This window comes from Atlanticothrix silvestris CENA357 (assembly GCF_016056295.1).
Taxonomy (GTDB): domain Bacteria; phylum Cyanobacteriota; class Cyanobacteriia; order Cyanobacteriales; family Nostocaceae; genus Atlanticothrix; species Atlanticothrix silvestris.
In genome coordinates, this window is sequence record NZ_JAECZB010000083.1 from 1 (window position 1) to 20,674 (window position 20,674).

Here is a 20,674-nt window from a genome sequence, read left to right on the forward strand (position 1 = left end):
TGAAGGGGTGACAAAGAAGCTACAAAGCAGACTGGATAAGAGACATAGCACGTAGACCCTTGCGAAAATAGGGTAGTTTACTGGGCTTTAAACGCATTAAATCATGAGCTAAATCAGCCCAAAACTCCATTGCACCCACCCATAATTGGCCATACAAACCAACCCAAAATGCGCTATGTCGGCGATGTAGTCGGTTTAATTCCTTCAGACGACCAATATATTTTTGTAATCCCATTTGACGAGAGTTACGACCTGCTAAAACAGCACAAGTATAGGCGATAGCAATTAATAAAATCAGTGCCATCAATCGTTGACCATCAGCAGAAGTAGATTCAAGATTATAGCCACCAGTCTTGCAATCACGGAACATGGCCTCAATGCCACTGCGCAACTTAAATGCTTTAATGGCATCGGCAAGACTATCTAGATTAGTCAGTAAAAACCAGCCAGCAGGTTCAACTTTTCCCCGATATTGACGCTTGTAATATCCAGCTAAATTCAAATGAGCAAAACCTTTTTGTTTAGTGGCTTGAATACCTGTGAGAAACAAGGAGGTACCAGGAATTAATCCCAAAGATTGTAACCGTTGATATGATTGATTTTCTTGTCGAATATAAGTGCCTTGCTTTTGCCGGAGTACAAAGTCAATTCTCTTGCTGTGTAACCAATTCGCCAGTTTGATGCTATGAAATTCCCTATCACCTAGCACCAAGATTCGATATCCTTTAAATAACCGCAACAATGGGCGAATTAACTTTTTCTGCTCGCCTAGATTGCTACATCCTCTTTTTGTTAACAATAGCCAATAAACTGGAATAGCTCTTTTTTGTTCTATTAAACTAATGACGAACACATTTTCACCACGCCACTGTGTTCTATCAATCGCAAATATCAATTGTTTCTCCTGAGATTGTCTGCTGTTTTTAACCCATCTTTTGAGTAATGGAAACCAGATGTATTGAATTGATAACTCTGGCAGTAATAAAAATCTTTGGATGCTTCGTCGCCGACTCTCAAATTTTATCGGTTGGGGAAATACTGTCGCCAGCTTCTCAATTGTCACAGTTTTATGAAATTGTAACAGCATAATCAAGATTTCCAACATCTTGTACTGTGCGGGTGTCAGTACATTTTGAAAGCAGTTTTGGTAGAATTTAGGTAACATTATCATTTGATAGGTCTTGTTGAGAATACCTGACCTATCTTTTTTTACCCCAAAACAGTCACACTCTTGTATTTCCTGAGCTTCAGCCTCTTTGTCACCCCTTCAGTTGGCAGACATTAATATCAATTTAAAAGTGCAAGTATTCTCTATTAACCACGCTTACATCCCCACCCACAAGCGGATGGGGTTTTACGCGCGAGCAATAAATTAGAAAGTTTTTAGTAAAAATTATGACCAGTGAATTAGCAAACCTTAAACAAGAGTTAATTTCTATTTCAGAGACTAATGAAATGGGGTTTAACTACACTCCCATAGCCCAACAGCAAATCGAAACATTAGCCCAAAAGCTTGAGTCGCTCAATCCCACTAATGAACCTACAAATCATCTTGCAATGATTCAAGGGCGTTGGCGGCTTTTGTACAGTACCTTTGGATTAGAAAGAGAAACCACTCTGCAACGTCTCTCTTTTGGCAAACTACCTAATGTGAATATCAGAGTTACTGGTATCTTTCAAGAAGTTTGTATACTTAATCAACAGTACAATAACCTGATTGAATTTACGGTAGGCTCCAGCGTAGGTGGTATTGTTTTAGTTCAAGGACGCTATACAATAGAAGATACTAAGCGCCTCAATATTGATTTTTTGAAAACATCCGTCAACAGCACTAATGGTGAATTGAGTGACTCTGCTTTTCGAGAGTTTCTAGAAGTAGACAAAGAATTACCTTTGGAGGCATCACTCTCATTTAATGGCTGGGTGGATATTACTTTTTTAGATGAAACTTTACGTCTTGTGCGTGGTAATCAAAATAATTTGTATATATTATTGCGGAATGAATGAAATAATCTGAAGTTTTTGACTATGAACTTGCTTACCCATGAACTTAAATTTCACAAACCATTAAATTTTCGCTTTTTTAAACACTTGTTCAGCAGTAAATTCTAATCCCTCAAATAGGGAATCTGTGAGGAGTTGATCTCCCATATAAGTTTGTGGCGCTGCATCTGGGTAAAAGACAGTAATGCTTCTAGCTTTGCTATCTACCACCCAAACCCGCAATACTTTAGCATCTAAATAGTCTTTCGCCTTCGCTGCCATTTTTCCAAAGGTTTGCCCAGGCGAAATAATCTCAATTACCAAATCGGGAGGAACAGGACAGGCTGTATCTTCGCTCCAGTCGGCGGGTAAACGTTCATAAGAGATATACAAAATATCTGGTGTCGGTACCCAGTCTCGCCCGTGACGGGTTAATGCAATTGCCCATTCTGGAAAGGCTTCCCCTCGTTTTTCACACCACTGCTCAATTAAGTAAAGCAGGGCACGAGTCAGCTTAGAGTGAAAAAACTTTGGTGACATCTTAGGAATTGCTTGACCATCCACAAGTTCATAGGTGATATCTCCCTCATCTGGTGGCAGATTGAGGAACTCTTGCAGGGTCAATTGATTGTTGGCTTGGAGTATCATGGGGCAAACCAGCTGGCGGCTAGTTTTAATTGTAATTTGGTTGTGAATTACATTCCTTGCAATACCTGCCGGATAGTCTCTGATGGTACATCGTCTGTAATTTTCACGACACCAATCTGCGTTGGTAAAATAAACCGCACTTTACCCGCTTTGACTTTTTTATCTAATTGCAGTGCTGCAATAATCCCTTCAATATCTATCCCCTCTGGTAGCCGAGTTGGTAAACCCGCTTTTTCAATGAGGGCATTTTGACGTTTTGTATCTTCTTGTTGCCAAAGTCCCAATGCTACAGCAATTTTTCCGGCTGCTACCATGCCAATAGCAACAGCTTCGCCATGATTAACTAACCGATAGCCTGTCAAGCTTTCCACTGCATGACCAATAGTGTGTCCATAGTTGAGAATTGCTCGTAGTCCACCTTCTTTTTCGTCTTTACTAACAACATCGGCTTTGGCTTGACAAGAGCGCGTTAGTATTACGTCTATCACTTCAGGCTTAACATAGCGGAGTTGATTAAGATTTTTACTAGCTTCCAACTGAGCAAACAATTCCGCATCCCAAATTATGCCGTACTTGATGACTTCTGCCATACCGGCTCGAAACTCTCGCATGGGGAGGGTTTTCAGTACTTCTGGGTCAATGATGACTTTTCGCGGTTGATGGAATGCTCCAATCAGGTTTTTGCCGTGGGGATGATTGACACCTGTTTTACCACCAATTGCCGAATCTACCATTGCTAAGAGAGTGGTAGGCACTTGCACAACATTAATCCCTCGCAGCCAAGTTGCTGCTGCAAAGCCTGTCATATCACCAATTACACCTCCACCCAAAGCCACCATTGTCGAGGAACGTTCTAGGCGATTTTCTAAGGCGATATCGTAAATTTTTTGGATAGAATTGAGGGTTTTGTAGCGTTCACCTGCTGGTAGACAATAGCTGACTACTTCAAATCCAGCAGATGTCAGCGATGCGATCGCTCTTTCTCCATAATGCTTAAAAATTGTCGGATTAGAAACCACCAGTACTTTCTTACCTAGGTTTAGACCAGTCATCTGTTGACTCAGTTGCTCTAAACTCCCAGGTGCGATCGCAATTTCATAAGATTGCTGCGGTAGATTGACATTAATTATAGAAGTCATTGCCTAACCCTAAACAAGCGCCCGTGGGCTGTATTCTATCGCAATGTGGGGTATCAGAGATTGGTACTCTGGCCATTCCATATACCCTAACTAAATGATTCAATAGATTTATTGAAGTATGTGGAGAAAGATAAATGTTTGCAATTGTAGCTTATATTGGCTTCTTGGCTTTGTTCATGGGCATATCTGTAGCTCTGTTGTTTGGTCTGCGTTCTGCCAAGATAATTTAGGGCTAAAGAGGTAGGAGGCAGGGGAGTAGGGAAAGCAACAAGAGGAGGGAAAAGGTTAAAGGGTAAAGGGTAAAGGGTAAAGGATGAAGAAACAAACCCTTTCCCCCTTACCCATTCTTCCCAATGCTCTATGCCCTGGTATATTTCATCCCACAACAGCAGGACTTGCTAACTTTTCTGGTCTTTGAGAAGGAGGGCGCATTTCTAAGCCGAGTAAATTCAGCATTTCTCGGTCAGCGTCGTAATCTGGACAAGGAGTAGTAACTGTTAACATTTTGTTGTCGTCACTGGAAAAAATAGAATTTGCTCCTGCCATAAAGCACAAAGCTTGTTCAACGTGAGTAAGTCTTGCCCTCCCTGCACTCAGACGCACGTCGGCAGCTGGCATTAAAATCCGGGCTGTGGCAATCATCCGCACTATATCCCAAATTGGCACATCGGGTTGATTTTCTAAGGGTGTACCCGGTACTTGCGAAAGAATATTAATGGGTACAGATTCGGGATGGGGATGGAGGTTGGCTAAAGTGTGTAACATACCTACACGGTCGTCAACGCTTTCGCCCAAACCCAGAATACCGCCAGAACAGACTGTAACATTAGTTTGGCGGACATTTTCTATAGTGTGCAGGCGATCGCCATAAGTCCTAGTGGTAATAATTGTGCTGTAATATTCTTGTGAAGTATCCAGGTTATGGTTGTAAGCGTACAGTCCTGCTGCTTCCAATCGCTTTGCTTGGTCTGTTGTTAGCATCCCCAAGGTACAGCATACTTCTAAACCCATATCGGTAACTTCTTTCACCATTTCCAACACAGTCTCGAACTGAGAATTATCTCGCACTTCACGCCAAGCAGCACCCATGCAGACGCGACTAACTCCAGTTTCTTTGGCTTTTTGGGCAATGTTAATGACTGTTGCTTTTTCTAAAAGTGCTTGGGGTTTGACCTCTGTTTGATATCGAGAAGATTGGGCACAGTAGCTACAATCTTCGGGACAGCCTCCGGTTTTAATAGAGATGAGCTTACAGACTTGTATTTTTGTTGAGTCATGATATTGGCGATGAATGCTAGCAGCTTGATAAATAAGCTCTAGCAATGGCGTATTGTATATCGCCTGGATCTCTGCTTCTTGCCAATCGTAGCGTATTCCCAACATTACTATCCTTCTTGTAGACTGAATTTATCAAGAGCTGTTTTCTTGTCATATTTCCTGGACTACAGCATTAGGATCAAGCGCTCTAACCACTGTATTGACTCTAAATCCTCGTGCTATAGACAATTAGCAATCAGCTTATCAAGATTTTGGTTACGTATGAAATTGATTGTAAAAATATTCACTATGTAAATAGCTGAAGCCAGAGTATTTACTGTTCATTCTGGCCAAATAACCATATCCATTAAGCCAAACTTTCTAATTGCAATACGATGATACAGCAAGAATGAATGCTACTAAATTTTATGAAGTTTAAACAATGCTCATCAGCTTTCTGTAAACTGCGTTACATTTATCTTAAATTTTGCAAAAAAATAAAGATTAAATCACTTACTTTATGAAATCAGAACTACCATTAATTACTAGCGATCGCCTGTTATTACGAATTGGGATAAAAGAAGATATACCCAAAATAGTTAAATATTTTACTGAAAATAGAAATTATCTCACTCCATTCTATCCCAGTTGGGCAGAAAATTTTTTTACGGAACAATATTGGCAATATCAAATCGAGAATAGTTTTTTAGAATTTATTCATGAACAATCTTTAAAATTATTTATTTTTTTCAAAAAAAACCCCAATAAAATTATTGGGGTGATCAATTTTAATAATTTTGTTCGAGGAGCAGCCCACTTTTGCTATGTAGGATACAGCCTTGCAGAAGCTGAGCAAGGTAAGGGATATATGCAAGAAGCGCTGAAAGTTGCTACTGATTATGTATTTCAAGAATTGAATTTTCACCGCATTATGGCAAATTATATGCCCCACAATCAGCGTAGTGGTAATGTACTTAAAAGTCTCGGCTTTGTTGTCGAAGGATATGCTAGAGATTATTTATTAATTAACGGCAACTGGCAAGATCATATTCTTACTAGTCTGATTAACCCTAACTGGCAAGCAAATGAAAATGGGGCATAGGGCATGGGGCATTGGTAAGAAGAGGCAGAGGGGCAGGGTGTAGGGTGAAAGGAGGAATTTGAAACTACTTCCCACTTATTAAATCTGCTTAACGATCTTTCATCTGCTCCCTACTTTCTGCCCCTTGTCCTCTTTTTAAGTTTGATAGCCGTAGTTATCAGCATCACTGGCTGTGGAACGAGATTCACTAGTACTAGTAACATTGCCACTAACTGCGTAAGGATTAACTAAAGCTACAGCTTGCCTTAGTGCCTCTACACGATTCATAAAGAAATGATGTGAAGGTACAAATTTTGCAATCCCAAACTTTTCTAAGCGCTGTTTAACTTTGCCTGCTGCACCTACAATTAATACATGACGACCTTGATCACAAGCATCTTTAATGGCATTTTCAATTGCCAAAGAAGCAGTCACGCCTAACATTGGTACATCGCTCAAATCCAAAAGTAGTACGTCAGAATCTGCCATTGCTGAATGTTCACGAGCGATCGCTTTGGAAACTCCAAAGATCATCGGCCCACTCAGATAAAATAACAGGACACGTCCATTGGCTTGATCGAGTAATTGTTTCTCTTCAGCGTTCAAGACAATAGCATCATCAGCATCAGTAATCGTCTTCACATCCTGAGACTGTAACTGAGAAAGACGTTCGATAGTTAAGATGTTGGCAATGAAAACCCCTACACCGACAGCAACAATTAAGTCAACAAATACGGTTAAGAACATTACACCGTACATGATGGCTGTTCCCTTCCAGGATACCTTGTGAGCGCGTTTTAGGAAGCTCCAGTCTAAAATATCAATCCCGACTTTCAGAGCAATCCCAGCCAACACTGCCATAGGAATGCTTTGAGTTAAACCCGCAGCCCATAAAACTACTACTAGTAAAATAAGGGCACGAGTTATACCAGATAAAGCTGTTTTCGCACCAGTCTGGATATTTACCACCGTTCCCATCGTGGCACCAGCACCAGGTAGCCCACCACATAAACCAGATACCAAGTTACCAATACCTTGGCCAATTAATTCCTTATCAGACTTGTGTTCGGTGCGAGTCAAACTATCTGCAATGACTGCTGTCAACAAGGTATCAATACAACCCAACATCCCTAACATTGCCCCATCAACAATCATCACAGTGATTTGTGATGCTGTGAAGGTGGGAAGTTGCAGTGTTGGTAGTCCCATCGGGATTACGCCAATTCTTCTAATATCAGCATTTCCGAAGAAGACCAAAGAAACTATAGTTACTAATACTAATGCCACTAGTTGCGGTGGAGCGAAGCGCTTAATTTTAGATGGCATTAAGAAAATAATTGCCAAAGTCATCGCTCCCAAAGCTGTTTCCACAGGATTGATATTTGCTAAGAGTTGGGGCAAATTTTGCACCATTCCCACCACACCACCTTTAGGATTTGGCTGTCCTACAAAAGGCGCAATCTGGAGGATAACTAGGATAATTCCAATCCCGGACATGAAGCCGGAAATAACACTATAAGGCATAAGGGTAATATATTTACCCAACTTAAATATTCCTAAGATAATTTGAAATATCCCGGCAAGCATGACTACAGTAAATGCCATTGCCAAGCCATTCTCAGGATTATTTGCAGTCAGAGAAGCGACAATTGTAGTCATGACTACAGTCATCGGCCCAGTAGGCTCAGAAATCAGAGTTGGTGTACCGCCAAATAAGGCAGCAAAAAAGCCAACACAAACAGCACCGTAAAGACCAGCTACAGGCCCAGCACCAGAAGCCACACCGAACGCCAGTGCTAGGGGTAAAGAAACGATCGCGGCGGTTAAACCACCAAAAAAATCGCCTCGTAGATTTCTAAAATTGATAGTATTTGTCAGGGACATTTTGGGGTATTTGGTTACAAAAACAGCAAATTGGGATTCGTAAAACTTGTTCGTTACTTTGAATAAATTTAATGTTTTATAAGCATGAAAACTTCGCCCAAGAGAACATTTTTTTGCACTGTTAAAAACAAAAGTTATTACATCTTTCCTAGAACAATAAGCTTTAGTAAAAGACAAATCAAAAACTTACCTATAAATGTAAGACTTACCTTTGTTGGAAGTATTATTTATAAGCTTTATTTAATATGTCGTTTCAAATAGCTTACAGCTTTTGGCCCCAAGTTTGGTTTATTTGAAATGATAATTATTAAATCAATGATTAAAATAATATCATAGAGAAAAACTTATACCATTTAAAAAATATATAGTTTTCTTACAATTACATGATTAAATTGTGAAATTAAGCTCATCCCACCCCTAAAAGGAGATGGGATTTCGCGTTGCTGATGACGGTTAACAGTTAACAACGGCGGGCGGTAAAAAACCCGGTCTTGTTGGTTTCCAACAAAGAGCGATTTTGTTAGCACAGCGATAGCGACGCTAGGAGCGTCTCCGACAGGAGAAGGGTTATCGCGGACCTGACAGGTGTAGGTTTTTTACAAGGGTGTGAGTATTCAATCACGTTCGAGAGAAAATAAAAGCAGATTCACAGAGTGAAACAGAGGCTCAAATGCTAAAAAATGAGTACCTCAAACAGTGGACAAATATAGTGTCACAAAAAATGGCACATCTGACGCTACCACAAGTGTTAAGGCTGGCAACATGGAGTTTTGGCATGGTGATGACAAAATCAAGTAGCTTGAGCAAACTCAAAATTTTAAAAGCTAAGTCTCCTAAACCGCTCAAGATGTTAACAGTTAGCTGGGCAGTTGAAGTTGTTGCTCCAGAAAAATGGTTATTTAGAACATCGACATAAAACCCCTATTGGTATCCAGGTACTCTGGCGAGGCTGGTTAAAATTGCACGACCTCTGTGAGGAGTGGCAGCTTGCAAAAGAGACTTAACGGGAAAAGTCAGGCGCCATAGACCTCAGCCGTATCAATTGTAGTGATACCCGCTTCAAATGCTGCTCGAATAGTTTTAATAGAGTCAGCATCCTCAATTCCCTTCCGCATCTTTTTTCCGCTTGCCAAGTCCCCATCAAAATAGGTGTAATTTGTACGTCCGATTTCCCTAGTGTCCGCTTTTGCATGGTGGTTCTTTAATTCATTTTTTCGCACAATTACACACTTTAACGGTATTAACTTGAAATTAAATCAGAGCTACAGTAGATGCCAATGGAATTGACTACGACTTTACATGCACTCAAAGAATGGGCAGTAGCCATAGATGCCTTAGAAAAAGGTAAAACTATTATGTTGCTCCGCAAAGGTGGTATCCGGGAAACAAAGGGACGTTTCCAAGTTGCCCATGAGCAGATTGTGCTTTATCCTACTTATGAACACCAACAAGCTTTCTTACTCAAATCTGAGTATGCCAATCTTGTATCTCCAGTAACTCCTGGTTGGCATCCAGAAATGGTTCCCATCAACAGTTGGGCACAGATTACCGATATTTTGCCTATTAGTGACGAATCAACTATCAATGCTTTACTTCCTTTTCACATTTGGAACGAGCATTTTATTAGCGATCGCCTCAAGTGGAAATCACATCAGCCGCTATATATACTCCTCCTGCGGACTTACAAATTACCCCAAGAGCAGGAAATTTCTTATAGTCATGAATACGGAGGTTGCAAATCATGGATTGATTTAGCCCAACCTATTCAGCTACAAGATGCAAAACCTGTGTTATCTGATTTTCATTACACTCAACTAGTAGAGGAAATTCGCGGCATTGTGGGTGACAAGTTGTATGCTCCCAGCTTGTGATATTAGGAGAACCAGCACGGTTAACTTGCTATCTGTGTAGGTAGAATTTCTGTAGTCGCATACTTTAGTCTGAAAGAATTATTTTTTCAGGCGGATTTTGCCAAGCTGCAAGAGCAGTTCGTGTCAGGTATTTGAACTGTTGTAGCCATCAAAACAAACCGTCTGATCCCCAACCATATCCAAAAATAGTAGTTATCGATACATACACTTACAAAAACCACAGATACCATTAGGAGAATCTTGCTTTAAAGGTAAGGTGAGGGACAAATGTTTTTTGTCTCTTTGTCTTAAATATGCAAAAGGGATTCGTCCAAATGGCGTATTCTTAATTAAGTAATTGTACGATTTAGGTTTGTAGATAAATGGACACATACTAGGGAGATAAAAAATTATCCCACAAGGGCGAGGCAGAACTTGACAAAAATCTGCCATTATGCAAATTAAGCTAAAACGCAAAGGAGTTTGCCATGCATCAACAAATGTGCTGGTTATCTAAGTCTGGCGAGGATGGAGAAAAAATCTTGTATCTGCAAGCCGCGCCTCATGAGCCTTGGCGACCCTATACAGCTTGTCGACATTATGCAGTGCCGGATTATCCCATCCCAGGCGGTTCTAAAGGTTGGGCAACTTATCAAAAATTACTGAAAGCAGGCTGGACATTAGTACCTAGCGCACGGGCAAACGAGTTTGGCAGTCAATATTCAGAGTCTAGCATCCAAAATCAATAATCATTGGTCATTGGACTATGACAACTTTTTTATGAATGATATACATCACTCTAGCCCCTAGCCCCTAAAGCAAATGTTTAAAAACCTCTAGGAAAACCTTCACCACGAGGATCGGCTGCTCCTTCTAAGGTTTCATCTGCTGTAACGACGATTGCGTTAGCATTACCCCAAGGTTCAGCTTCTTGTATCTTGTGTCCGCGGCGGCGTAAGTTTTGCAGAGTTAGAGTATCCAAACCCCAAAATTCTATCCGCAATTCATCAGGAAACCATTGATGATGTATGCGTGGAACAGAAATGGCTGAGCCAACATCCATGTTGTATGTCAGCACATTCAAAATAATTTGCACTACCTGAGTAATGATAGTGCTACCTCCAGGTGTGCCTACTGTCATGCGGAGGCGGCCATTCTCTGTAATAATTGTAGGAGTCATACTCGATAAAGGAGTTTTGCGAGGTGCGATCGCATTAGCTTCATTGCCTACAAGTCCAAATACATTCGGCACTCCTGGTGCAACAGCAAAATCATCCATCTCATCATTCAATAAAATACCAGTTCCCGGTGTCACAACTCCAGAACCAAAACCATAGTTGACTGTAAACGTCAGACTGACTGCGTTACGCTCCTCATCTACTACATTAAGATGGCTGGTTTCAGTAGATTCATGACGACGTGCATTCAGCCCAGCTTGACTAAAATGTTGTAAGGTTTTTAAATCTATTGGCTTAACCTCCGTTGAAGGTTGAGCCTTTTGCATATTTATTTCTTGACGGCGTTTTTTAGCGTAAGCCGGACTGATCAGTTGTTGTACAGGGACTTTCACAAAGTCCGGATCGCCCAAATATTGTGAACGATCAGCATAAGCAATCTTCATTGCTTCCACCATTAGATGTAAGCTATCAGGATGATGCCACCCCAAAGATTTCAAATCAGTGTCACCAATAATATTTAAAATCTGCAATAGGTGAATACCTCCCGATGAAGGTGGCGGCATTGAACAAATCTTAGCTTGGCGAAAATTACCACATACGGGAGTGCGCCAGATTGATTTGTAGGCTTTCAAGTCTGCAAGTGTTATCAAACCGCCATTTTTGGCCATATCAGCTGCGATCGCTTGAGCAATTTTGCCAGTGTAAAAACTTTGGGGATTCTGAGCAATTGCTGCTAAAGTTGTTGCTAAATCACGCTGTACCAGCCTTTCCCCTGGTTGATAAAATTCACCATTGCGAGTAAAAATTGCCCGCGCCGCCGGATTATTAAGAATTTCTGGCTTACGGTTTTCGTACTGGGGAAGCGATCGCCAACTTACCTGAGGATTAATGATAAAACCATACTTAGCCAGAGCGATCGCAGGTTTCACCACCTCTTGCCAAGGCAGTTTACCATAACGACGCTGAACTTCATACATTCCTGCAACCGTTCCCGGTGTCGCCACAGCCAAATAACCATTTAAACTTGCATTGGGACGCACTTTTCCTTGGGCATCTAAATACATATTTCTGGTAGCTTTGAGTGGTGCGCGTTCCCGAAAATCTAGTGCTTTGATTTCTCCAGTTTTCCCAGAATGCATCAATAGAAATCCACCGCCACCAATTCCTGCCGAAAAAGGCTCAACGACAGAAATCGCAAAGGTTGTGGCGACAGCTGCATCTACTGCATTACCACCCTTGCGTAACATTAAAATTCCCGCCTCACTTGCTAAGGAATTGGCTGAAACCACCATTGCCTTTTTGCTGCGTAGAGGTAAAGTCAAGGCGGCTGATGCAACTTGGCTAACAAGAATAATATTTAGCGAAAAAACAGCGATCGCAACTTGTCGAAATTTAGCAATAATACCCATTTAAAATGCCATTGTGTTTGACATTTCTTAGCCTACCGCTAAGCGGGTAAGTTGAAAGGCGATCGCTAGATCCTGTTGAAGTTTATGGATACGTTTGTTACTATTAAATTTGTAAGGACAAATGCCGTACGTTTGATTTTTTTGGTAAACATTTTTCTTATCATGTAGAGGGTATTGTATTATGGCTGATACCGTGGCTAGAAGCCGCCAAGTCAATTTAACGCGCTCTAGACGTAGGAATGAGCGTTTGGAAGCTCGTATCAGTAAAGAACAAAAAGAAGTTTTCCAGCGTGCTGCTGAGATTCAAGGTCGAACATTAACAGATTTTGTGATTAACAGCGTTATGAACGCTGCCAAACAGATTATTCAGGAGCATGAAATGATAATCTTAAGCAGACAAGACCAAGAAGTTTTTGTGGAAGCACTCCTCAATCCACCAGAACCAAGTGCAAAATTAAAAACTGCTGCTCAACGCTATAAACAAAACATGGGTGTATGAGTGGCGTTGATTGAGACTTTTGATGATTATTTAATAGAGCCGTTGGGCAAGCATGACCGGGCGGCTTTTTCTTGTGGTGTTGAAACATTGGATCGTTATTTAAAACAGCAAGCTGGACAAGATGCCCGTAAACGCGTAGCTGCTCCCCTCGTTTTAGTAGAAAAAAGTTCTGGTATCATTGCTGGTTATTACACACTTTCATCAACAAGTATTAAATTTGAAGAATTACCAATAGAGTTAAGTAAGAAACTGCCAAAATATCCTATTGTTCCTGCAACTCTTTTAGGTAGATTAGCAGTTGATAAAAATCACCGAAAAAAAGGGTTGGGAGAGATGCTATTAATGGATGCACTCTATCGCAGCCTAAAAAGTGAAATAGCTGCTATAGCTGTAGTAGTCGATGCCAAAGATGATGCAGCGCGATCTTTTTACGAGCATTATAATTTTATTCGTTTTCCTAATTTTTCTCATAAATTATTTATTATGCTAGAGACAGTTGCCAAAATGTTTGCATAAATAATCTGCAATATTGTTGTGATCGCTACCTGTTGTTTTTTTCATAACAACTTATGGAAAAAGAATTTCTCCCAAATATGAGAGAAATCCTCAATTTTGAGCATTCAAACCAGGATATTAAATTGTTATCTTCTTAAAGAAATAACTTCAAACTCGAAAGAAGCAATCAGACGCTCATCAACGTAAACTTGTATTTTATGTTTACCGCCTGGATCACCAGGGGTGATTGTCCAAAAATTTTCAATTACACCATCTGAAGCCATCTGTGTACGCTTCGTTACAGATTCAACACCATCTGCTGATACTGAGAAGTTTTCCCCATCATCCGTAGCCCAAGTTTCTGGACGTTTTGGCAATCGCAGAACTTCTCGCCATGTCACTTCACCTGTATAGTCTTTCAGTTGAATACGCCAGCCATATTTGCCGCCTTGGCTGAGTAAGATTCTGTTAGTAGGAGTAAAGTTACCTCTCCCATTGGAGTCAACTCTCAGCACTCCAAACTCAGCTTTACTGACAGTAATGAGTTTAGGATTACTTGACTGAGAAATTGACCCAGAAGATGCCATAGTATCGTTTGCTACTGGTAAAGTAGCACTAATTGGCTGAGAAACTATGACTCCAGATATCAACCAAGAAGAAGTTAGTCTAATTGTCGCAGTCACAATTCTCATTAGTCAAATTTTTTGGTCAGTTACTGATACTTATTCAAGCACTTTGACTGATCTTCCGGGTTGATGTTGTTGACTGTAGAACTAAAAACAAAATTGCTTCTACCAATCAGAACGTTGAGGAAATAGTAACTCATCTAGCCAATTTTCCAGTTGTAAACGTAAACGACAACCAAGAACATCTTTTCTGTTGAAGATGGGTAATTGAGTGAGGGCGCGACGATAATCAGCGATCGCACAATTCCAATCACCCCAAAGATGATAAGTTCTGCCGCGTTCAGCCCAAATATGACCTTCTAGTTGACCAAAAATCAACGCTATCTCAAAATTATCAGTTGCCTCTTCGTATTGTCCTAAGTCACGCAAGGTGATACCTCGATTAATCCACGCTCTCACATAGCTAGGATTTAGGTCAATGGCTCGATCATAGTCGGTAAGTGCAGCTGCTAATTCCCCACGGGCTGCATAATAATTAGCTCGGTTGTTATAAGCACTAGCTAAATGAGGATTAAGTTGTAAAGCGGTGTTATAGTCGCGCCATGCTTTTTGCGCTTCACCACTTTGAAAATAAATCAAGCCTCGATTGTTGTAATCAATGGCATTTTGCGGATGGCGGTGAATCAATTGGCTTAATAGTGCGATCGCTTTAGTGTAATCTCCTTGTTGAGCTAACTTCAAAGCGCCAGAGCGTAAGTAGCTGTTTTTTAAAGCAGATTCCCCGCGATCGCTAGTCTCATGCTCTTGAGCTTCTGATGTAGTATTTACAACAAACTGATAACAATTATTTTGCTGGCCGTCAGAAGCTAAAAATGAGTGACTATTCATGTTTCCTACCTGAGCTACTTGCTCTTTGCAATCAAATTAGAATTTGCCGCAGTAATGGTGATTTATCTGTATGTAACTTTTTAATGTGCTTATGATTACTTAAGTTTTAATTTCAAAACTGTATTTAAAGCACTGCAACAATCAGAAAAATTCACCTTATACAAACAATTCATGCTCCAATCTGATAATAGATACGTCATCCCCAAGTTGAATTCCAGAAACAGTTAATCTCCATCTTCAAGACTAATCAAGTAGGGAGAGCGAGAACTTGGTAAAATATGTAAATTCTGATAAATTTTTCTTATGACAACAGCAACTTCTTATCAAAATGCTCCCGATTTAGTAAATGATGACTATATAGTTATAGGTTTGGCAACCTGCTTCATCAAAGAAGATGGAGAAGTTCATCAAGTAGAAGTAATAGAGCCGATTCCTTCTGCGGCTTTGGAAGCACTATTGAAAGGTATTCCCACTTCCTATAAGCTGGCTTGTGCAACCACTCTGGGAGCTTTGCTAGACGGCGATACACCGTTTTTACCAGACGGATTCCCAGAATCGGCTCAGTTGGGAGAGGAATTTGTATCACGAGTATTTGCAGCGGCCCGTACCTACAAGCGTCGTGAAACAGCAAAATCCCTAATTCCCTTAGAAACAACTTATACTGACTTAAATTATTCGATTGAGCGCAAACGGGTGCTAAATGCCGCTAGAGTTGTCACTAAAGAAGACAACATTAAACAGCATTCCCACACTCACAAAGTTCTTTAATCTCAAGTAATTATGCTGAAACTTTACGGTGGCGCTCGTAGTCGTGCGTCAATAATCCAGTGGTATTTAGATGAATTGGGAATTACCTACGAATTTGTGATGCTGGATATGCAAGCAGGCGAACATATTCAGCCTGAGTATTTGAAAATTAACCCCATAGGCAAAGTTCCAGCAATTGTGGATGGGGACTTCCAGCTTTGGGAATCAGGAGCAATTTTGTTATATCTTGCTGATAAGTACAGCAAAACACAGCTTTCGCCAGAGGAGCGTGCTGTATTGTCTCAGTGGGTTTTATTTGCTAATGCTACCCTCGGCCCAGGAATTTTTATAGAAGCGAATAGAGAACGGGAAATGTCTCGCTTGTTAACTCCTTTGAATGACGTTTTCGGGCAGCAACCTTTTTTACTGGGTAATGAATTTAGTGTCGCTGATGTGGCAGTGGGGTCTATCCTGAGTTACATTCCCATGATGCTGAAGCTAGATCTCAGTTCTTATCCTGCCGTACTGGACTATATTAAGCGCATGTCTGAACGTCCAGCATTTCAAAAAAGCATTGGTAAAAGAGCTTAATTAAAGGGTGGGCATTGCCACCCTAAAACTGTTTTAGGACTCCCGAAAAATCAATCTTCCAATCTGAAAGCTGGATATTTTTGGAACTGGAAGTCCCTTAACGATAATTTGTAAATTGCAAAGCCACAGGATAGTCTTCTTGCTTTAGACGCTGGATGACAGTTTGTAAGTCATCTTTATCTTTAGCAGATACCCGTACAGCATCGCCTTGAATTGAGACTTGTACCTTTTTGAACTCATCACGAATCAATTTGGAAATTTGTTTAGCAATTTCCTGGCTGATACCTTTTTTGAGTGTAATTTCTTGACGCACACGGTTGCCGCTAGCTGAATCAACTTTGCCAAAATCAAAGATTTTCTGAGAAAGGTTGCGTTTAGCAGCTTTTTCTCGCAAGATGTTGTGTACAGAATCTAAGGTAAACTCACTGTCGGTATTAATAGTAATAGTTTGTTCACTTAACTCGACAGTAGTTTGAGTATCTTTGAGGTCGTAACGACCTTTAATATCTCGTACAACTTGATCGATGGTATTAACTAATTCTTGTCGATCAAAGTCACTCACGATGTCAAAGGAATAAGTAGAAGCCATAAACAATGTTGGATTTTAGATGTTGGATTTCGGATTAGGTATTGGGAAGAAGGGTAAGGGAGAAAGGGAAAGGGTTAAGGGGTTTGTTTCTTCATCCTTTACCCTTTAACCTTTTCCCTCTTGTTGCTCCTCTGTTCTCCATACTCCCCCTAGTCCCTAATCTCACATTAACTATTAGCTTGGATGATGCTCAAAACAATGAGAGTAGCACTGCCAAGAGAGCTAACGGCAAACATCAACGATCGCAAAAGCGGTATGTTCACAATATAAAAAATCGAGTATAGCAACCGAGCCACAACAAAAGCGATCGCTGCGACTGCTGCTGTAGGAGAATTGACTCCAGTTACATAAGCCATTAATGCGGCGCTGGCAAATACTATGAATGTTTCAAACGAATTTTGGTGTGCCCAGGTAGCTCGTTGAGCATACGGAGGTAATTTGTCAAACTTGGCACGAGGAGTCGCAAATGCCTCATACCCAATTTGTACACGAGCATAAGCTACCAATAAAAACGGCAGATAAATTAGCGCGGCAGCTGCCGCAATAGAGTACACAAAAATAGTAGACACAGGCAGTTGCGATAACGTCATCAAACCAATCAATAGTAGTAGTTTTTAGTTGGTCATCATCAATCAGTAATAGGTAATTCGGCAAACCCGACTACCCATTACTAATTTGCATTTTCCTATATCTATCATTACCTGGGCGAGGACTACACTTAGCTTTAGTCAAAATAGAAAAGCGTCAGCACTTTTCTTTGTTCTTCTGCATCCTGGCAAGTTTGTAGCAGAGTACGACTGTCATGAAACGCAAAGCAAATTAGTTGCTGGCAACGGGAGACAATCTCCTTATTACACAGATAACTAGCTTCAGCGAGGGACAGATTATCATTACCGGGATTTTCCACCAAATGCATTACCTGCTCTAATTGCTGGCGTGATTCGTTGGGTTGGCGTTCTAAACTTTGAGGTAGAATCACCGTCAACAAGTTAGGATCAGCCCGCATTGCTCCCTTGATGGCAGCAGAATTGGTACCTGTTGCTCCAGAGGTGATGACGCGATTACCTGATAAAACCAGGGCATAAGTCATCATTTCAATTAGATTTTGATGCGTAATGGGCACATGACGCGAACCTAGCAAGGCGATTCGTTTAGAACCTGTTTGCTGGATTGTCGCCAGTTCCTGCGCTAATGTATCGAGTTTGATAAGGTCTATTGACTGGCTCAAAGATGGACGTAATCAGATTAAACAACCCAGCTATTTTACCAAACAGAGTGTAAGTGCGAAGCCAACCTGAGTTAGATCTTGCTACATTTTTTTGATTATGTGGTCAGTAGTTTGGATAACTTCAATGAAAAGTTAAGTAGAGAGCAGAGGAGATAAAGGGTCTTATACCTCCATATATGCTCTCAGACAAAGCTAAGGTAAGGCGTTTGCTGGAGTTAAGCCTAGTTTAGATAACAAGCGGTCAATGTCAAAATGCTCTGTCATTAACTGACGAATGCATTGAACTTTAATTGGCTCATGAACGCGTACTTGACCAAAAGTGCGGTCAACAATCTCTACGGTTGTGAGAGTATCCAAGTCAACAGATAAAATGGGGATTTCTAATTCTTCAGCGCGACTGAGGATGAATGGGGGAGGTGGTAGCTGTCCGGTGAGGATGAGGCACTGGGTAGAAGTTTCTAAAGCAGCTTGCTGAATCTCCACGCGATCGCCTCCTGTCACCACTGCCATATTCCGGCGTTTACGGAAATACTTCACAGCAGAATTGACATTCATTGCCCCAATTGCCAAACTTTCCACCATCAAATCTAAGCGATCGCTACGACAGAGAACTTCGGCATTTAATTGTTTTACCAGTTCGCCAACGCTGACACTGCGTAGCAAGTCGCTTTTGGGCAGCATTGCCAGTACGGCAATACCTTGCTGTTCCAAATACGGCCGTAAAAGACTGTCAACTGTTTCTATTTGTTCGGCAGGAATATCATTGATTACAACTCCCGCCAAGCGATCGCCCACGCGCTGCTTTGCAGATAATAGTGCTTCAACTGAAAGCAGCGAGTTGTAACGAGCTACTAACAACACAGCAGCGTCTAACACTTCAGCTATTTGCAGCAAAGACAAATCAAACAGATTCCCTTCCGCTAAATCACCAGATCCCTCTAGCAAAACTAAATCCCCTCGCGGAATTTGTAAATATTGCTCTATTAGGGACTGACGATAATCGGTTTTATCTTCACCGCGTAAGCGTTTTTGCACACTAATTTCATTCAAAGCAAGCAAAGTGGGAGCAACACGGTTTGCCGATAGATTGAGACTAAGAGTAACGAACTGGACATCTTCTTCAACCACGGTACCGCCAGATGCACTAAAACAAGTGCCTAGTGGTTTGCCGTAGCCAATATCCAGTCCTTTTTGCTGTAGTTGGTGATACAAACCCAAAACAGTTGCAGATTTACCACTGTAAGTCTCGGTTGATCCAATCAGCAAATGTTTAGCAGATTTTGGCACACATGCACTCCTAATTTCAAAAGGAAGTAAAACCCAGCTAGGTGTTTCCTAATTCTAGTTTGTTCCGGCAGAAGCCTTGTGCTTTCACAAAGTGGGTTTTTTCAAGGATGTACTTTTTTGAGGTAATATATTTATCTTAAAACCTAAGTATTTATATTGTTGTACTAATATCTGCTTGGTATCTAAAATTTTACTTTCAATATTTTTATATTGAGGATTTATGATATGGCTCTAAAAGCCTGGGTAAAAGGGGTATAAGGCTATAGACAAAGAATTTCGCCCTTAATTCCTGTACCCCTAAATCCTTACACCTTTATACCCTACATTCCTAGTGAACTAGTTTATTCGTCTATACGCAGCAATTTACGATAAAAAGCTTGCGAAAAATCGGTAGCACGATGGCGCTTATAGTTATCCATAAGTTCAATTAAAAAGCTAATAAATTCAAAACTTGCCATCATCATTTCATAACTGAGGTCAGCATTGCCGTCAAATTGCATCCGGCAACGCGTCAAGTCTGAAGGTAAGGTTGCAACATTCCAAGAAGCGACAAAGGGAATATTATCACTTGCTTCTATTTTGCGGTGTCCCTCTAAAACGCCTTTTTGATAAAGACTAATGGCATAGGGCAAAAAATTGCGCTTAGCACCCTGAATATAAGGTAGGTAAACGCTTGCTTGTTGTGGAGTGGCAGGTTGCAGTTGCTCAATAGACATCGTTGAATATTCCTCAAGTTACTTAAAAACTGGGGATATTAGTTGACATCAATAGTATTCCCAAAAAATATACGTTCCACACAGCAGAGGAGCAGGGGAGCAAGGGAGCAGGGGAAGTAAGAAGAATAACAACTGACCACTGACCACTAACAACTGACAACAGTCAACTGACCCGCGCAGCGTAAATAAAGTAATCAGCATCAGCCAAAGATTAAGAGTAAAAACAGGAAAAATATAAATAAACGTCAAGAGTTTATAAGTTATGCTTTTAACTGCTGTTTTATTATAATTTTGGCTTTTGTAGCCAATTCCAGCCCAGGAATAATCATGTTGATAGAAGTTACTGCTAAGAAATATTAAAATTTCGGTTACAATGAGGCTGCATTGGCTTTTATCGAAGCTAGGGCAATAACATCACAAATTCCGGCTATCAGTCTGTGAATGCTGTTATTGTGCTTTATTTAACTACTAGCTGCCGTTACCTTGCTATAATTTTGTCCAACCTAAAGGAGGACTTGACGAACTTTATCGTAAGTTTACAAGGATCTAGTGGTTGCAAGTTTATCAAGGTTTAACAGT

23 protein-coding genes and 1 pseudogene are annotated in these 20,674 nt (G+C 40.7%); 10 read left to right on the forward strand and 14 right to left on the reverse strand.

All coding sequences use genetic code 11. The annotated features are described in order from the left end of the window. Nucleotides 1–19: 19 nt before the first annotated feature. Entirely contained in the window at nucleotides 20–1,087 is a 1,068-nt protein-coding gene (locus I8751_RS21155; protein WP_225894309.1) for an IS4 family transposase, read from the reverse strand. A gap of 308 nt (nucleotides 1,088–1,395) precedes the next feature. Between I8751_RS21155 and I8751_RS21160 the strand changes: the two genes are divergently transcribed. Next, nucleotides 1,396–2,007 (forward strand): PAP/fibrillin family protein, encoded by a 612-nt coding sequence (locus tag I8751_RS21160; RefSeq protein ID WP_214441079.1) that lies wholly within the window; start codon nucleotides 1,396–1,398, stop codon nucleotides 2,005–2,007. A 60-nt stretch (nucleotides 2,008–2,067) separates the two neighbouring features. Here I8751_RS21160 and I8751_RS21165 read toward each other — a convergent pair whose 3' ends face one another. Both I8751_RS21165 and aroB read right to left on the reverse strand, forming a co-directional pair. After that, the gene (locus I8751_RS21165; protein WP_214441080.1) at nucleotides 2,068–2,631 is read right to left on the reverse strand and encodes a Uma2 family endonuclease; all 564 of its coding nucleotides are present in this window, start codon (nucleotides 2,629–2,631) and stop codon (nucleotides 2,068–2,070) included. 47 nt (nucleotides 2,632–2,678) lie between these two features. Next, a complete protein-coding gene (gene aroB / locus I8751_RS21170) occupies nucleotides 2,679–3,770 on the reverse strand; it encodes a 3-dehydroquinate synthase (RefSeq protein ID WP_214441081.1) in 1,092 nt (363 codons plus the stop codon). A 134-nt stretch (nucleotides 3,771–3,904) separates the two neighbouring features. On the opposite strand from aroB, the gene petL reads away from it, so the two are divergent. Next, nucleotides 3,905–4,000, forward strand: coding sequence for a cytochrome b6-f complex subunit PetL (gene petL, locus I8751_RS21175; protein WP_214441082.1), 96 nt, complete (start codon nucleotides 3,905–3,907; stop codon nucleotides 3,998–4,000). A 145-nt stretch (nucleotides 4,001–4,145) separates the two neighbouring features. On the opposite strand, the gene bioB is transcribed toward petL, so the two are convergent. Beyond that, nucleotides 4,146–5,153, reverse strand: a complete 1,008-nt coding sequence (gene bioB / locus I8751_RS21180) for a biotin synthase BioB (RefSeq protein WP_214441083.1) — start codon at nucleotides 5,151–5,153, stop codon at nucleotides 4,146–4,148. A 394-nt stretch (nucleotides 5,154–5,547) separates the two neighbouring features. Here bioB and rimJ point away from each other — a divergent pair, with 394 nt between their 5' ends. Then, nucleotides 5,548–6,129 carry a ribosomal protein S5-alanine N-acetyltransferase gene (rimJ, locus tag I8751_RS21185; RefSeq protein ID WP_214441084.1) on the forward strand — a complete coding sequence of 194 codons (582 nt, stop codon included), beginning with the start codon at nucleotides 5,548–5,550 and terminating at the stop codon, nucleotides 6,127–6,129. Between the two features lie 135 nt (nucleotides 6,130–6,264). On the opposite strand, the gene bicA is transcribed toward rimJ, so the two are convergent. Beyond that, nucleotides 6,265–7,992 carry a bicarbonate transporter BicA gene (bicA, locus tag I8751_RS21190; RefSeq protein WP_214441085.1) on the reverse strand — a complete coding sequence of 576 codons (1,728 nt, stop codon included), beginning with the start codon at nucleotides 7,990–7,992 and terminating at the stop codon, nucleotides 6,265–6,267. Nucleotides 7,993–8,662: 670 nt separating this feature from the next. Here bicA and I8751_RS30505 point away from each other — a divergent pair. After that, entirely contained in the window at nucleotides 8,663–8,908 is a 246-nt protein-coding gene (locus tag I8751_RS30505; protein WP_214441086.1) for a hypothetical protein, read from the forward strand. A gap of 103 nt (nucleotides 8,909–9,011) precedes the next feature. On the opposite strand, the pseudogene I8751_RS21200 reads toward I8751_RS30505, so the two are convergent. Continuing rightward, a pseudogene (locus I8751_RS21200) lies at nucleotides 9,012–9,184 on the reverse strand (aldo/keto reductase); the annotation flags it as partial. 79 nt (nucleotides 9,185–9,263) lie between these two features. On the opposite strand from I8751_RS21200, the gene I8751_RS21205 reads away from it, so the two are divergent. After that, nucleotides 9,264–9,863: a DUF1802 family protein gene (locus I8751_RS21205; protein ID WP_214441087.1), complete on the forward strand. Its 600-nt coding sequence runs from the start codon at nucleotides 9,264–9,266 to the stop codon at nucleotides 9,861–9,863. A gap of 467 nt (nucleotides 9,864–10,330) precedes the next feature. Further along, nucleotides 10,331–10,591 carry a hypothetical protein gene (locus I8751_RS21210; RefSeq protein ID WP_214441088.1) on the forward strand — a complete coding sequence of 87 codons (261 nt, stop codon included), beginning with the start codon at nucleotides 10,331–10,333 and terminating at the stop codon, nucleotides 10,589–10,591. A gap of 77 nt (nucleotides 10,592–10,668) precedes the next feature. On the opposite strand, the gene ggt is transcribed toward I8751_RS21210, so the two are convergent. Beyond that, nucleotides 10,669–12,429, reverse strand: coding sequence for a gamma-glutamyltransferase (gene ggt, locus I8751_RS21215; RefSeq protein WP_214441089.1), 1,761 nt, complete (start codon nucleotides 12,427–12,429; stop codon nucleotides 10,669–10,671). A 181-nt stretch (nucleotides 12,430–12,610) separates the two neighbouring features. On the opposite strand from ggt, the gene I8751_RS21220 reads away from it, so the two are divergent. Then, nucleotides 12,611–12,928: a type II toxin-antitoxin system TacA family antitoxin gene (locus tag I8751_RS21220; RefSeq protein WP_214441090.1), complete on the forward strand. Its 318-nt coding sequence runs from the start codon at nucleotides 12,611–12,613 to the stop codon at nucleotides 12,926–12,928. Beyond that, a complete protein-coding gene (locus tag I8751_RS21225) occupies nucleotides 12,929–13,444 on the forward strand; it encodes a GNAT family N-acetyltransferase (RefSeq protein ID WP_214441091.1) in 516 nt (171 codons plus the stop codon). Between the two features lie 125 nt (nucleotides 13,445–13,569). Here I8751_RS21225 and I8751_RS21230 read toward each other — a convergent pair whose 3' ends face one another. After that, nucleotides 13,570–14,115 (reverse strand): hypothetical protein, encoded by a 546-nt coding sequence (locus tag I8751_RS21230; RefSeq protein WP_214441092.1) that lies wholly within the window; start codon nucleotides 14,113–14,115, stop codon nucleotides 13,570–13,572. A gap of 99 nt (nucleotides 14,116–14,214) precedes the next feature. Next, nucleotides 14,215–14,937: a tetratricopeptide repeat protein gene (locus I8751_RS21235; RefSeq protein WP_214441093.1), complete on the reverse strand. Its 723-nt coding sequence runs from the start codon at nucleotides 14,935–14,937 to the stop codon at nucleotides 14,215–14,217. Between the two features lie 303 nt (nucleotides 14,938–15,240). On the opposite strand from I8751_RS21235, the gene I8751_RS21240 reads away from it, so the two are divergent. Beyond that, complete coding sequence (locus tag I8751_RS21240; RefSeq protein ID WP_214441094.1) at nucleotides 15,241–15,705, forward strand: hypothetical protein; 465 nt, start codon at nucleotides 15,241–15,243, stop codon at nucleotides 15,703–15,705. Nucleotides 15,706–15,717: 12 nt separating this feature from the next. Then, nucleotides 15,718–16,275 carry a glutathione S-transferase family protein gene (locus I8751_RS21245; protein WP_214441095.1) on the forward strand — a complete coding sequence of 186 codons (558 nt, stop codon included), beginning with the start codon at nucleotides 15,718–15,720 and terminating at the stop codon, nucleotides 16,273–16,275. Between the two features lie 97 nt (nucleotides 16,276–16,372). Here I8751_RS21245 and I8751_RS21250 read toward each other — a convergent pair whose 3' ends face one another. The 5 genes from I8751_RS21250 to ebsA form a co-directional block, all read right to left on the reverse strand. Then, nucleotides 16,373–16,864, reverse strand: coding sequence for a YajQ family cyclic di-GMP-binding protein (locus I8751_RS21250; protein WP_214441096.1), 492 nt, complete (start codon nucleotides 16,862–16,864; stop codon nucleotides 16,373–16,375). A 167-nt stretch (nucleotides 16,865–17,031) separates the two neighbouring features. Next, nucleotides 17,032–17,454, reverse strand: coding sequence for an MAPEG family protein (locus I8751_RS21255; RefSeq protein WP_214441097.1), 423 nt, complete (start codon nucleotides 17,452–17,454; stop codon nucleotides 17,032–17,034). A 134-nt stretch (nucleotides 17,455–17,588) separates the two neighbouring features. After that, nucleotides 17,589–18,092, reverse strand: a complete 504-nt coding sequence (locus I8751_RS21260) for a DNA recombination-mediator protein A (RefSeq protein WP_214441098.1) — start codon at nucleotides 18,090–18,092, stop codon at nucleotides 17,589–17,591. A 192-nt stretch (nucleotides 18,093–18,284) separates the two neighbouring features. Beyond that, entirely contained in the window at nucleotides 18,285–19,379 is a 1,095-nt protein-coding gene (locus tag I8751_RS21265) for a phosphotransacetylase family protein (RefSeq protein WP_214441099.1), read from the reverse strand. Nucleotides 19,380–19,720: 341 nt separating this feature from the next. Then, on the reverse strand, nucleotides 19,721–20,095 hold the full coding sequence (gene ebsA / locus I8751_RS21270; protein ID WP_214441100.1) for a type IV pilus biogenesis protein EbsA: 375 nt from the start codon (nucleotides 20,093–20,095) through the stop codon (nucleotides 19,721–19,723). Nucleotides 20,096–20,674: the final 579 nt, after the last annotated feature.